General features: G+C 69.8%; 12 protein-coding genes and 1 pseudogene. 8 read left to right on the top strand and 5 right to left on the bottom strand.

Features of this window, described 5'->3' with window-relative positions:
- Positions 1-51 precede the first annotated feature (51 nt).
- Positions 52-222: pseudogene (locus tag WME73_RS05580) on the top strand (DNA glycosylase AlkZ-like family protein); the annotation flags it as partial.
- A gap of 465 nt (positions 223-687) precedes the next feature.
- Positions 688-1,146, top strand: coding sequence for a hypothetical protein (locus WME73_RS05575; RefSeq protein WP_437914991.1), 459 nt, complete (start codon positions 688-690; stop codon positions 1,144-1,146).
- A 10-nt stretch (positions 1,147-1,156) separates the two neighbouring features.
- On the opposite strand, the gene WME73_RS05570 is transcribed toward WME73_RS05575, so the two are convergent.
- Positions 1,157-1,732: an exonuclease domain-containing protein gene (locus WME73_RS05570; protein ID WP_437744478.1), complete on the bottom strand. Its 576-nt coding sequence runs from the start codon at positions 1,730-1,732 to the stop codon at positions 1,157-1,159.
- Between the two features lie 50 nt (positions 1,733-1,782).
- On the opposite strand from WME73_RS05570, the gene WME73_RS05565 reads away from it, so the two are divergent.
- Both WME73_RS05565 and WME73_RS05560 read left to right on the top strand, forming a co-directional pair.
- Entirely contained in the window at positions 1,783-2,784 is a 1,002-nt protein-coding gene (locus WME73_RS05565) for a hypothetical protein (RefSeq protein WP_437867257.1), read from the top strand.
- 96 nt (positions 2,785-2,880) lie between these two features.
- Positions 2,881-3,429, top strand: coding sequence for a hypothetical protein (locus WME73_RS05560; RefSeq protein WP_437914990.1), 549 nt, complete (start codon positions 2,881-2,883; stop codon positions 3,427-3,429).
- 481 nt (positions 3,430-3,910) lie between these two features.
- Here WME73_RS05560 and WME73_RS05555 read toward each other — a convergent pair whose 3' ends face one another.
- Complete coding sequence (locus WME73_RS05555; protein ID WP_437914989.1) at positions 3,911-4,846, bottom strand: LysR family transcriptional regulator; 936 nt, start codon at positions 4,844-4,846, stop codon at positions 3,911-3,913.
- Positions 4,847-4,915: 69 nt separating this feature from the next.
- Between WME73_RS05555 and WME73_RS05550 the strand changes: the two genes are divergently transcribed.
- A complete protein-coding gene (locus WME73_RS05550) occupies positions 4,916-5,248 on the top strand; it encodes a cupin domain-containing protein (RefSeq protein ID WP_437744474.1) in 333 nt (110 codons plus the stop codon).
- 243 nt (positions 5,249-5,491) lie between these two features.
- Complete coding sequence (locus WME73_RS05545; RefSeq protein ID WP_437914988.1) at positions 5,492-6,853, top strand: CotH kinase family protein; 1,362 nt, start codon at positions 5,492-5,494, stop codon at positions 6,851-6,853.
- Positions 6,854-7,003: 150 nt separating this feature from the next.
- On the opposite strand, the gene WME73_RS05540 is transcribed toward WME73_RS05545, so the two are convergent.
- Both WME73_RS05540 and WME73_RS05535 read right to left on the bottom strand, forming a co-directional pair.
- A complete protein-coding gene (locus tag WME73_RS05540; protein ID WP_437744472.1) occupies positions 7,004-7,150 on the bottom strand; it encodes a hypothetical protein in 147 nt (48 codons plus the stop codon).
- Between the two features lie 19 nt (positions 7,151-7,169).
- Positions 7,170-8,639 carry a cytochrome c peroxidase gene (locus tag WME73_RS05535; RefSeq protein WP_437914987.1) on the bottom strand — a complete coding sequence of 490 codons (1,470 nt, stop codon included), beginning with the start codon at positions 8,637-8,639 and terminating at the stop codon, positions 7,170-7,172.
- A 287-nt stretch (positions 8,640-8,926) separates the two neighbouring features.
- Here WME73_RS05535 and WME73_RS05530 point away from each other — a divergent pair, with 287 nt between their 5' ends.
- Together WME73_RS05530 and WME73_RS05525 are read left to right on the top strand one after the other, a co-directional pair.
- A complete protein-coding gene (locus WME73_RS05530) occupies positions 8,927-9,970 on the top strand; it encodes a sensor histidine kinase (RefSeq protein WP_437744470.1) in 1,044 nt (347 codons plus the stop codon).
- A complete protein-coding gene (locus WME73_RS05525) occupies positions 9,967-10,824 on the top strand; it encodes a LytR/AlgR family response regulator transcription factor (protein ID WP_437914986.1) in 858 nt (285 codons plus the stop codon). The genes WME73_RS05530 and WME73_RS05525 overlap by 4 nt, the downstream gene beginning before the upstream one ends.
- Here WME73_RS05525 and WME73_RS05520 read toward each other — a convergent pair.
- The gene (locus WME73_RS05520) at positions 10,778-11,959 is read right to left on the bottom strand and encodes an FAD-dependent monooxygenase (protein WP_437744468.1); all 1,182 of its coding nucleotides are present in this window, start codon (positions 11,957-11,959) and stop codon (positions 10,778-10,780) included. The two genes, WME73_RS05525 and WME73_RS05520, sit on opposite strands and share 47 nt — an antisense overlap.
- Between the last annotated feature and the right edge of the window lie 157 nt (positions 11,960-12,116).

Raw genomic sequence — 12,116 nt, 5'->3', positions numbered from 1 at the left:
CCCGCCCGACGACGGCCCGGCCAGCCGGCCGGCCGGCCGGCCGCGCGCGCCGCGCCGCGCCGCCATGCGCCGGATGAGTCGGTGCGCCTCTTGGCGCCTTTCGATCCGGTCGTGTGGGACCGCCGCCGCTTCGAGCTGCTGTGGGGCTGGGCCTATCGCTTCGAGGCCTATGTGCCGGCGCCCAACCGCAAGCTGGGCTACCACGCGCTGCCGCTGCCGTGGGGCGAACTTGATGGTCCGCTGCGCTGCACCCGCACTGCCACCCCAATACCGGATCTTCCTGCTTACAGGGGATGACCAGCGGCGCGCGCAACACGATATCAGCACGTCTTCGAGCTCGTCGAACCCGGGCCAGCGTGGAAGCGGCTCCAACCGTGGGCGGCTGCTCGCCCCCGGCGCGGCGCCGGAGGACCGCCGCCGCTGGTACGCCGCACACCAAAGCCGGCTCACCAGGGCGCCCGACCAGAATGGTGGGCCCGGCCACGCGCTTCCCGCTGCGCGCGGCGCTGAGCGGGACCGCGGCCGAGCGGCGCGACAGGCGGCCCTCGAGCAGCTAGACAGGGACGGGCTCCTGGCGTAGCCGCGTCCGCCGGGTCCGGTGAGCGCCGAATCATCGGCATGGGCTTGACGACCATCCCCCCGGCGGAAGGACAATACGCCACAATGATAACGGTCCGTCCTCCTCCGATGACGGCCGAGCTACTCGAGCGCACGGACGGGTACGTGGTGGCGGTGTGGCGGCGGCTCATGCTGCTGATCTGGCGGGGCGAGGCCACCGCGGTCGGGATCGATCGCTCGCGAGAGCTCTTCGCTCGCTGGTCGGCGGGCCAGCCGGGCGGCGCGGTCTTCGTCGTCGTCCTCCCCCTTCAGAGCACCCTACCGCCGGACGAGGAGAGCCGGGCCGCGATGCGGCGGGCGGCGAGCTCCCCTTCCCGGAACCTCAGGGGCACGGCCACGCTCGTCGAGTCGGAGGGGTTCATCGCCGCCTCGGTCCGCTCCATCATGATGCTGCTGCACACGGGGCGGGCGCCGAACGTCTTCCGGACGACCGGCGAGCTCGCGACCTGGGCGGCGACGCTCCTGAAGGACCCCGAGCTCACCTCCGCCGGCCTCGCGGAGGCGATCCGCGTGGCGCGCGAGGGTTGAGGCGAGGCGCTCACCCCGCGGGCCCTGCCTCGGGGATCGGCACGCGGCCAATCGCGTGAGGCAGGATACGCGCGATGTTGCGCGCGTCGTCGATCCCGCGGTGGTGTGTCCCGTGGAGCGGGAGTCCTAGCCGCTCGAGCGCGCTCGCCATGCCGTAGCGCTGGGTCACCCCGAGCGCCGCGGAGAAGCGCTTCTTGAGGTTCATGTGCCCCTGCAGCGGCAAGGGCACGCCCCAGCGGGCCGCGTCGATCTCGAACTGCTTGCGGTCGTAATCGCCCCACGAGCAGAAGAGCGCCTCCCGCTGGCCGACGAAGCGCCCGAGCGCCGCGACGGCTTCGGGGAACGTGGGCGCGGCGTCGACGTCTGCTTGCGTGATCGTGGTGAGCTTCGTGCAGAACGCCGTGAGCTTCGGCCGGATGACCGGGCGCACGAAGGTGGCGAGCTCGCTCACGGGCTCGAGCGTCGCGCCGTCCACGAGGACCGCGCCGATCTCGATGATCTCCATGATGCGCTCGGGGATGCGGCCCTCCTCGTCGCACGTCGCCTCCAGATCGATCACCAGGAAAAACGCAGGTTCCTTTCCCATGTCCGTCCTCCTCTCTTCTGCTGAACCTTGATAGGATCCGCGCGAAGAAAATGCCCGGACACGAAACCGGACAGGCCGCTCCCGCGGGCTTTTCCTGGGAGGACTACGTCGCCTGGCTCGTCGCGCAGCACGGCTCCTTGACCGCGGTCGCCGAGCGGCTCTCCTCCCTGCGTGGCTACGAGGACGACGTGTACTCGATCGAGCGCGCCCTGCGCCGGCTGCGGACGCGCGGCCAGCGGGACGGCGGGACGTGGGGGGCGCGCGCGCTCGCGGCCTTCGGCTTGCCGGACGCGCTCACCGAGCGCGCCCGCTGGATGGGCGCCTATCACTCGCGGTTCACCGACCTGCCCCTGCCCCTCGCCCAGGACCTCTTGCGCCTCTGGGATCGACCGCCGGTGAGCGAGGATCCGACCTCCCACGTCTTCCTCGCCCTCGCCCACGCCACCTGCGTGCTGCGCGGCGACGACCGCGAGGCCGGAAAGACGCACCTCGCCCGCATCCGGCCGCTGCTCGGAAAGGCCCCGCCCGAGGCGCGGGTGGAGGCCCTGCTCACAGAGGCCTTCGTGGCGAGCCGTGATGACGTCGCGCGCGTGCCCGGTCTGCTCGACGAGATCGAGCCGCTCTTCGAGCTGCCGATGCCCGCCTGCGACCGAGCCTGCCTGTTCGCCCGGTGGATCGATCAACGCGCCTTCGAGCGGAACCGCTCCTGGGGCGGCAAGCAGCCGGATCCGGCGGCCGCGGAGGCGCTTTACCGGCGCATCCCGGAGGACGGTCCGGCCTTCGCGCGGTCGCGGCGGGCGAACGGGCTGGCGTATGCGCGGTGGAAGCAGGGTTTCCCCGAGGAAGGCGCCGCGCTCGCGCGCGAGGCGTGCCGGCACGCGGGGGACGGCGGGCACATGCGGATGCGCGCGATGGCGCTGAACATGCTGGCGCGGATCGTGGGCGGCGACGAGGGCGCAGAGGCGCGGCGGCGGGCGATGGCGATCGCGAACGAGCTCGAGGACGAGGTGCTCAGGCTGCGGTTCGAGCGGCGAGCGGGGAACAAGGGCTGAGGCGGATCAAGCCGCAACGGGGGCGCGGGCGGGGAGGACGAGAACGGTCTCGGTGAGATCGCCGGCGTCGGCGGAGGGACCGGGCTCTCGACCGCGGTGAGCGTGATCATCACGGCCGACAATGCGTACGGCTTCGGCTACGGGACCGGCGACGGGCTCCTGAGCTATTTCGGGGGCATCGAGAACACCCTCGCCGGGAAGATCTTCTCCTGTCCCATCGGCAACGGGCCGGAGTCGTACACCGTGCCGGCGGCGTCCGCGAACGCCGGGCATTATCTCTACATCATCACGTACGCCGACAAGTCCACGACACAGGGCGTGATCGGCCAGTTCTTCCGCGAGGGGGCCGCTCCCGTCTTCACCGGCGACGGCGCGTGGGAGGTCTGCGCGACGGGCGAGGACTACGACCTCGGCTCGCACGGACCGACGCTGGAGACCATCAACCAGCATATCGCGCGCTGCAACAGCGGTGAGCTCGACCCGCAGACGACCAGCGCCGGCTGGGTGACCACCGAGGCGTCTGCGCACGGGCATGTCGCATTCGGAGAGACGAACGACACGGAGCGCTCGGTCCCGGAGCCCGGCAATGAGTTCTCCATCGTCTGCGACATCGACGAGGAGGCTCGGTGGAGCGGCGCGTGGTGACACCGAGCACGCCGCCCGAGATCGCGTCGAGCGCGTCGAGGACCCGGCCGTAATCGCGCACGTCGTCGACGCTCTCTCCGTCGGTCACGCGCACCGCCGCGTCGCCCGCCGCCGCGCGGACGATCTCCTCGAGGTTCTCGGACTCGCGAAGCTCTTCGTCCTCGTTCATCCGGGCAGGATACCAGGAAGTGTGGCACGGCGAACCGAAGTAGCGGGACCGCTCGCGTCGCGATGCCTCGTTCTGTCCTCAGCTCAGCTTACCCAAGTCATTCGGCCCGAGTTCCCATGAAGAGCCGGCAAATCGAGCTCCAGAGCCACAGAGGACACGGAGTTTCTTTGCTCGCCCCTCCGTATCCTCTATGCCTCCACTCCTCTCATCTCGTGACGCCGCGTTCCCCGGGCTGGTTGCTGGTTCCGGGAGGCGCTGGGCCGCTGGGCCTACGAGGACGTCCGACATCGGGGCGTCCTCGACAGGCCATCGTCAACGGGACCGTCGCTGGCGCGCGCGTGAAGGGGTGATGAGGGACGACGGCGCGCGAAGGAGCTCGACGAAGCGCGCGAGCGGAAAGCGCGCAGCCGCGTCGCGCCTGTAGACGGCCGCCCACTGCTCCGGGAGGCCGTCGCGGGTGAGGCGGCGCGCGGCGACCTCGCCGCGCGCGATGTTCGGCGCGACGGCCCAGCGGGAGACGAGCCCGACGCCGAGACCGGCCTTGACCAGATCCACGAGCGCGTCGGTGAGCGGCACGCGCGCGGCGAGCGGCATCGGCGCGCGCTCGCTGGCGATGAGCTCGCGAAGGCGCTCGACGTCGCTCCGCGGGGCGTCGACGGTGAGGAGCTTCTCGTGACCGAGCTCGATCGCGGTGACGTACGGACGCGCGGCGAGCGGATGCGACGGTGAGACGATAACCGTCCACTCGTCGTCGAAGAGCGGCTCGACGACGAGCGCGCGATCGCGCACCGGCGAGCTCACGATGGCGAGCTCGATCTCGCCGCGGAGGAGCGCGGCGACGGGCTCGCGCCGCGCCTCGAGCACGATGCGCACGTCGACATGCGGATGGTCCTTCGCGAGCGCCGAGAGGACCGGCGGGAGCCAGTAGTACGTGGTGAAGCACTCGACGGCGATGCGGAAGACCTCGTGCCTGCGCGATCCGGCGTACTGCAGGTCCCGCTCGATACGCGCCAGATCGACGAGCATCGTGCGCGCGGCGTCGAGCAGCCGCGCGCCGGCCGGGGTGAGCTTGAGCCGGCGCCGGACGCGCGTGAACAGGACGACCCCGAGGCGGCCTTCGAGCTCGGCGAGCTGATGGCTCACGGCGGACTGGGTCAGGTGAAGGCGCGCCGCGGCGCGCGTGGGCCCGCCCTCTTCGGCGATGGCGCGGACGAGGCGGAGGTGGCGGATCTCGAGCATCTGGGACATGAGCTGCTCTCATGAAGTCATGCGAAACATGAGTTTCTCACATACCGAGGCGACGATCATAGTGGGTTCATGAACACGACGACCTTCCACCAGCAGCAAGATCAGTCGTTCGAGACCGTCGCGCCCGGCATCCAGTTCAGCTTCCTGCGCCGCCACGACGGCGGCAAAGGGCTGACGGTGCTCGTTCGCATGGAGAAGGGGGCGCACGCGCGGCGCCACGACCACCCCGGCGGCGAAGAGACGTACCTCGTCTCGGGGAGGCTTCGGATCGGCGAGCGGGTGCTCTCGCCAGGCGACTACCTCTGGACCGCGCCGGGCGAGAGCCACGACGGATACGCCGAGGAGGAGAGCGTCTTTTTCGTCGTCCTCCCGGGCGGCCTCGACCTCACCGACGCGCGCTGAGCGGCGGCCCTCGGTCGGGTGAGCGCGCTTGAACATCGGTGGGCTCGCCGAGCTCGGTGAGCAAGCCACGCGCCCTGGAGACGCAAGACCGGCAGCTCGGGCAGACAGCGAGGCAGCTTGCGGCGCACGCGCTTCCGCCGGATCGAGGCGCTCAGCGACAGCCGTCCTGGCGCGACGCGCGAACGCCGAGCGTCGACAGGCGCGAACGCCGCGACTAGGCTCGCCGCCCGCAAGGAGCGGCTGATGAAACGAACGTATTGCCTCTTGCTCGCGCTGGCGCTCTCCACGCTAGGCGCGGGCTGTGGGGGCGAAGAGATCGAGAACGGCGGGCAGGGAGCGACGCTGCCGTGTTATCCGCCGGACGCCGCGGTGGCCGACGGCGACCCGAGCGCGCTGTACGCGGCCAGCGACGTCCCGCGCTTCGACTTCCGGCTTCGCGACGAGACCTGGGCGGACCTCCAGGCCAACCCGATCGAGGAGGCGTACGTCGAGGCGGAGGCCTGCTACAGGGGCAGCAGCCTGGGCCTCGTGGGCCTGCGCTTCAAGGGCGGCTACGGCACCCTCGAGATGTGCGTCGAGGAGCAGCAAGAGCTCCCCTGCCCGAAGCTCAGCATGAAGGTGAGATTCGACGAGTATGTCGACGGACAGCGCTTCTTCCGGCAGAAGCGCCTGAACTTTCACTCCATGATCCGCGACCCCACGAAGCTCCACGAGCGGCTCGCCTATGATCTCTACAGGGACATGGGCGTGGCCGCCCCGAGGAGCGCGTGGGCCACGCTGCACGTGAACGGCGAGCCGCTCGGCCTCTTCTCGATGGTGGAGGACGCCGACGGCCGCTTCACGGAAAACCAGTTTCCCGAGGATCCGGACGGCAGCCTCTACGAAGCAGCCTGGCCGGTCTCGACCGACCCCGCTTACTATGCCGAGAAGATCGAGACGAACGAAGAGGAGGCCACGCACGAGCGCTTCATCGCGTTCGCGGACGACCTCGCGTCCACCGAGGGCGCGGAGCGCCTCGCCGCCCTGTCGACATGGATGGATGTCGAGGAGCTCCAGCGCTACCTGGCCGTCGACGACGCCATCTTGAACTGGGACGGGATCACCACCTTCTACGTCGACGCGGACGGCTCCGCCGCAAACCACAACTACTTCGTCTACGAAGAGCCCTCGTCGGGCACGTTCCGCATCGTTCCGTGGGATCTCGACAACACCTTGAGCCTGGGCAGCTGGCGCTTCTTCGGCGGGGCGGCTCACTGGACGGAGACGCCGGAGACGTGCCCCGAAGACGTCCCGGTCCTCGAAGGCAGAGCGCAGCTGCGCGTGCCCGGCTGCGACGTGCTGTTCAGCGCCCTTCGCCAGGACCTCGCGGGCTACCGGAGCGCGGTCCGGGGCCTGCTCGACGGCCCTTTCCGCGAAGGGCGGCTCGAGGAGCAGGTGGACCGCTACGCCAAGCTCATTCGCTCTTCCGTCGAGGAAGACGCGCTCGGGCCCCCCCGCCCCGCGTGGGAGGCGGACGTCGCGTACCTCAGGAGCGAACTGTCGGAGATGCGGAGCCGCATGGAGCGCTTCCTCGACGAGGCGGCGCGCACGGAGCGCGGCGAATAAGGGGCTCACCGCGCGGGCGGCGCGCCTCGAAGGGCGCCGCCTTCACGCCACGGCGAGACGCGCCGCGGGCACACGCCGCCCTCCGGGCGCTCCTGATCCGCGTGCTTCGAGCGCGCCTGGATGACGCGCGCCGGATCACGTGCCCGTGAGCTAGCCGGCCACGAGACGCGTCGTCTCGTCGAGGAACGTCTTCATCCTCGGACCGGCGACGTAGGCGCCGTCGTTCACCACCGCCGTGTGCGTCAGCGTCTCGACCGTCTTCACGCACATGAAGGCCGCGAGGTCGAGATCGTCCACCGCGAGCGTCGGCTGGCTCTCACAGCCGCTTCAGAAAGGCCACCAGGTCGCTCTTCTGATCGGCGGTCAACGCTTCGGGAGGGCCGATATCCCCATCATCGTCCGGCTCCTTCTCCCCAGGCAGGGTGAGGGATGGGAATCTGGAGAGCAGGTGGTCGCTGTAGACGTCAACAACCCTCTCCAGGGTGTCCGCGGCATTGTCGTGGAAGTAGGGAGCAGTTTTCCCTATTCCACGCAATGTCGGTACGTCGAATGCCTCAAAGTCGTTGGGGCTCCCGGTGATCATGGCGCGACCCGGATCGGCGGAGAAAAGTTGTAGCCCGAAGTTCGGCCCCGCGACGGGGTTGCCATCGCTGTCCAGATCGTCATTGAGGCCCGCGGGGTCGCCATCGCCGCCCGGATCGTCATCGAAGCCCGGCGGGGGAGCCGGAGGCAGGTCCGCGGCTATCTCCCTTCGAGAATCGTCCGTGTAGAACCGATACCGGTAACGTGGAAAGCTCACATCCCTTGTAAAGACATGCGAATCAGGGTCCAGCTGACCCATGAATGTTTCGTATGCCGACCCAATATTAAGAAATTCGTTCTTGGGTTGAGCGGCGAGCACCGGGGTCGGGGGATCTGTCGCTGGCACTTCATAAAGCACGGTTCCGTCGGGTTTGATGACCGGGAACGCCAGATCGTGGATATCCCGATCCACGATGGTCGCCTGGTTGCCGCCCCCATGGCACGCCGCGCATATGGCCGTGTAAACCTCTCGTCCCCGCTCCTCCGTCGGAGTGAGATCGAGCTCGTCCTCCACGTCGGGCGCGCTCTCCGGGTCACCGCCGCCGGCGAGAACCTCCGCGACGCTGCGCGCCCGGCTCGAGGAGAAGACGTCGCGCTCGAACGCGGCGATGCGCTCGAGCTCGCTCCGGGGAGCCTCGCCGCCTTCGCTGTGCCCGGTGATGGCTCCTTGGGCTTGATCTTCGAGCGTTTTCATACGTCCATCCAGCTGAAAAGGCGCAGTCAACGCCGAGTCAGCGATGGAGGGCACTCCGCGCCACACGAAGAGCTTGCGATCGCTCGGGGTGATCACGTCGCCCGCATCGTCTATGAGGTCCACGTTGTCGGGCAACGTGAGCCACACGCGCACGAGGCCCTTTTTCAGGTGCTCGAAGGTGAGCTTTTCGGCCGTGGGGTCGTCGGCGTCGATCGCGTTGAACAGCGGGTCGTCCGGGTTCGTCTCCAGCAGCCGCGCCACGTGGTCGGGGGTGAGCGTGAAGTTGTCCTCCGGTACGTGGCAGGTGGCGCACGAGCGGCCGTTGGAGCGCGGGAAGGGCGTGCTGAAGAGCTGCTCTCCCGTGAGGTCCTCTCTGCTCGCGCTGCTCGTGCCACAGGCGCTCGTCGCCATCAGCACGACTGCGGCCCAATGCCAAGGGCGGGTCACGAGCCGGCCTGGACGCGAGCCGCCGGACGGCTCGCGCTCTCTGCGGAATGTGTGTTGGGTCATGGTTCGTCCGTCTGAGCGAGTGGGAGTGATGGGTTGGCTGGGGTTCTCAGCTCTCCCATCTGGCGCGCGGCTCTGCCGTGCACTTCCGACGAGCCGGGTGTTGGTTCCGACGAGCCGTCGCTCCTCGCGCACGAGCCGGTGAGCGCTCGGTTGCGGCCCTTCTTCGCTTCATCGTGCGAGCGGCGAACGTTGTGGACCGTCTCCCCGAATGGTAGCTTTCCTTCATGGAAGGCTCTGCTTCGCGCGCGCCGCTGACCCTCCATACCCGGCGACGTTGGCTCCTCGGCATGGCCTCGGCCATCGGCGTCGGGGTGCTCCAGACCGCCCCTGATCTCGGCGGCGAGGAGCACATCGCGAGCATCGTCATCAGCTTCTCGCTCTGGCTGGTCGCGGCGCCGGTGGTGCTGCTCGCCCTCACCGCCGCCTTCGAGCGCGGCGTCGAGCGCAGCTTCAGCCCGACGAGGTTGCTGGTCGTGAGCCTCCTCGGGGCGGTCGTCGTCGGGGCCCTGTTCGCGCTCGCGTTCGTGCTCGTCTTCGAGGGGCTCCTCGGCGTCGAGCTCGACGAGAAGGGGCCGCTCTCCCCACCGCTCGTCGCGGGATTCGGCGCCATGATGGGCCTCGTGCTCGCCGGCATCTGGGGGCTCGTCTTCGTGTCCCCGCACGTGACCGAACAAGCCCAGCGCCGCGCGCTCGAGACGGAGAAGCTCCGCCTCGAGGCGGAGCAACTCCGGGTCTCGGCGGAGCTCGCGCGCTTGCGCTCACAGCTCGAGCCGCACTTCCTCCTCAACACGCTCAACACGATCGCGGGGCTCGTCGTGCAGGATCCGCGCGAGGCGCGGCGCTTGATCGGGTCACTCGGAGACCTGCTCCGGGGCTCGCTGCAAGGGGAGGACGAGATGCAGCCGCTGGACCAGGAGATCACGTGGCTCAGGCGCTATGCGGAGATCCTCGAGTCACGCCACCGCGACGCCCTGCGCTTCGACTGGGACATTCCGGCCGACGTCGGCGGCGTGCTGCTGCCGCGGCTCTTGCTGCAACCCCTGGTGGAGAACGCGGTCCAGCACGGCGCGCTGTGTCGCGCGGGCGGCGGACGGGTGACCGTGCGGGCGGCGATCCATGAGGCCGGCACGTCATCGAAGCTCGTATGTACCGTGACGGACAACGGGCCCGGTCTCTCGGCGAACGAGCCGCGCTCGGGCGCGCTCGGCCTCCACACCGTGCGTCGGCGACTCCAGCTGAGGTGCCCCGGATCACAGCTGCGCCTCTCGTCGTCGAGCGAAGGAACCGCTGCGGTCGTCGAGGTGCTGATGACTCGAGGAGCGACGGCATGAGCACGGAGGGCGACGCGAAGCTACGTACGCTCGTCGTCGAGGATGAATGGGCGGCGCGCGACTACCTCGTCGAGCTCCTCGATGGCTCGAACCTCGCGCAGGTCGCGGGCGCCGTATCGTCCGCGGGAGAAGCACGGCAGATCCTCCTCGGAGAAGGGCGCCACGCCTTCGATGTTGTGTTCCTCGACGTGCGCCTCTCCGGCGGTCGCAACGAGGGGCTCGACGTCGCGCGCGAGCTCGCGGCGCTGCCGGGCGCTCCGTTGCTCGTGCTCGCGACCGCGTTCCACACGCATGCGCTCGAGGCCTACGATCTCGGCGTCTCCGACTACCTCCTGAAGCCCTTCACCGAGCAACGTGTCGAGCAGTGCCTGAAGAGGCTGCGGGCGCGCGACCCGCGGCCGGAGCGCGCGAGTCCGCTGCGGATCGCCGCGCGGCGGAACAAGGGCCTCGTGCTGTTCGACCGAGACGAGGTCTGGGCGTTCGAGGCCGCGGAGCGCTTGACGCAGGTGCACACCTCCCACGGCGCCTTCGACATCGACCTCTCGCTGGCGGCCATCGAGTCGTCCTTCGGGCGGTCCTTCGCGCGTGTGCACCGCAACTGGCTGATCAACGTGGCGCACGTCAAGGAGCTCACGCGAGAGGGCGAGACCCGCGTCTGGGTGGGCGACGGCCTCGCGGCGCACGGTCGCGGTGTCCAGGTTCCGGTCGCGCGTGAGCGCGCGCAGCAGGTGCTCGACTTGCTGCTCGCAAACACCGCTGGATTGCGCCGCGGAAACGAGCCCACGCGATCGAGACACGGCGAGGAGGTCACGCCGGGTACGCGGGGAGCACGAGGTCGCTGGCGGCGCTCGTGACCATCTTCTCGAACCAGCGGGAGAGCGGGCGCGACGTGAGCGCCCGGTACATCGCGTTGCGCAGCGCGAGGTGCACGCGGGTCGGCGGTGCGAAGAACGAGCCGACGTGCTTCGCCCCCTGCTGGCAGCGCCGGGCATATCGACGGATCCGCGCTTCGTAGCGCTGGAACGCGGCGCGGTGGTCTCCCTTCGCGACGGCGAGCTCACCCGCGAGCACGTACGCGCAGACCACGGCGAGCCCGGTCCCCTGTCCGCCGAGGGTGCCGCCGTAGCCGGCGTCGCCCAGGAGCACGACGCGACCGCGCGAAGTGCGATCCATGTCGATCCGCCCCACGGCGTCGAAATACAGACTCGGACTCTGCCTCATCGCCTCGAGCAGACGCGGCACCTCCCACCCCATCCCCGCAAAACGCTCGGCGAGGATGGCCTTGTGCTGCGCCACGTCGCGCGGATCGTGGCCGAGCGGCCTGGAGGCGAACATCAGGAGCGCCGTCGCCTCCTCGGGGCGGCGGGCGCTCGCGATGCTGGCGGCCCGCCCCGGCTCGCTGAAGATGAGGCCCTGGTGATCGAGGTCGAGGTGGTTCGGCGCGGCGAACGTCGCCACGTAATGGCCGTGGAAGCGCAGGAACCTCGACTCGTCGCCGAACGCGAGCGCGCGCACGCGGGAGTGCAGCCCGTCGGCGCCCACGACCAGGTCGAAACGCCTCGGCCGGCCGCGTTCGAACGTGACGTCGACGCCGTCGGGCGTGTCGGTGAGCGAGGCGATGCTGTCGCCGAACACGAACTCGGCCGCGTCCTTCGCGGCCTCGTGGAGGATGCGGCTGAGGTCGCCGCGCTCGATCTCCACGTCGCCGCTCGCGAACGCCGCGGGGAGCGTGACGAGGCGCCGGCCGGTCTCGTCCACCATCGCGAGATCCCGCATATGGGTCTGATGCTGTCGAATCGCGTCGAGCACCCCCATCTCGCCGAGGACGCGCAGGTGCGTCGGCCCGCGGAAGTCCACGGCGTTGCCTCCTGCCCGCAGGGCGGGGGCGCGCTCGACCACGGTGGGAGTGAACCCGCGACGCGAGAGCCAGTAGGCGAGCGCGGGGCCTGCGATGCCTGCGCCGGAGACGAGAACGGTGCCGTTCGACATGGGGGACCTCGGAGGGGAAAGTTGCGTACGCCGTACGCAACCGACCGCGTACGACGTACGCACGAGCATGGCGACGACGGCGGCATCCGGCACCCCACGAGTGGCGCCATGGCCCAACATTCTAGGCTAGAACAGCCGCGGTCGCGCGCCGCGCCAG

The organism is Sorangium sp. So ce302, from assembly GCF_051530145.1.
GTDB lineage: Bacteria > Myxococcota_A > Polyangia > Polyangiales > Polyangiaceae > Sorangium > Sorangium cellulosum_B.
Note: the sequence above shows the minus strand (reverse complement) of the source record. Positions and strands in the feature narration are given on the sequence as shown.

Excerpts from the sequence above, each read along its gene's own strand:
- WME73_RS05520 (WP_437744468.1), bottom strand. The coding sequence starts at position 11,959 with ATGTCGAACGGCACCGTTCTCGTCTCCGGCGCAGGCATCGCAGGCCCC.
- WME73_RS05575 (WP_437914991.1), top strand. The coding sequence starts at position 688 with ATGACGGCCGAGCTACTCGAGCGCACGGACGGGTACGTGGTGGCGGTG.
- WME73_RS05535 (WP_437914987.1), bottom strand. The coding sequence starts at position 8,639 with ATGACCCAACACACATTCCGCAGAGAGCGCGAGCCGTCCGGCGGCTCG.
- WME73_RS05565 (WP_437867257.1), top strand. The coding sequence starts at position 1,783 with ATGCCCGGACACGAAACCGGACAGGCCGCTCCCGCGGGCTTTTCCTGG.
- WME73_RS05525 (WP_437914986.1), top strand. The coding sequence starts at position 9,967 with ATGAGCACGGAGGGCGACGCGAAGCTACGTACGCTCGTCGTCGAGGAT.
- WME73_RS05570 (WP_437744478.1), bottom strand. The coding sequence starts at position 1,732 with ATGGGAAAGGAACCTGCGTTTTTCCTGGTGATCGATCTGGAGGCGACG.
- WME73_RS05530 (WP_437744470.1), top strand. The coding sequence starts at position 8,927 with ATGGCCTCGGCCATCGGCGTCGGGGTGCTCCAGACCGCCCCTGATCTC.
- WME73_RS05555 (WP_437914989.1), bottom strand. The coding sequence starts at position 4,846 with ATGTCCCAGATGCTCGAGATCCGCCACCTCCGCCTCGTCCGCGCCATC.
- WME73_RS05545 (WP_437914988.1), top strand. The coding sequence starts at position 5,492 with ATGAAACGAACGTATTGCCTCTTGCTCGCGCTGGCGCTCTCCACGCTA.
- WME73_RS05550 (WP_437744474.1), top strand. The coding sequence starts at position 4,916 with ATGAACACGACGACCTTCCACCAGCAGCAAGATCAGTCGTTCGAGACC.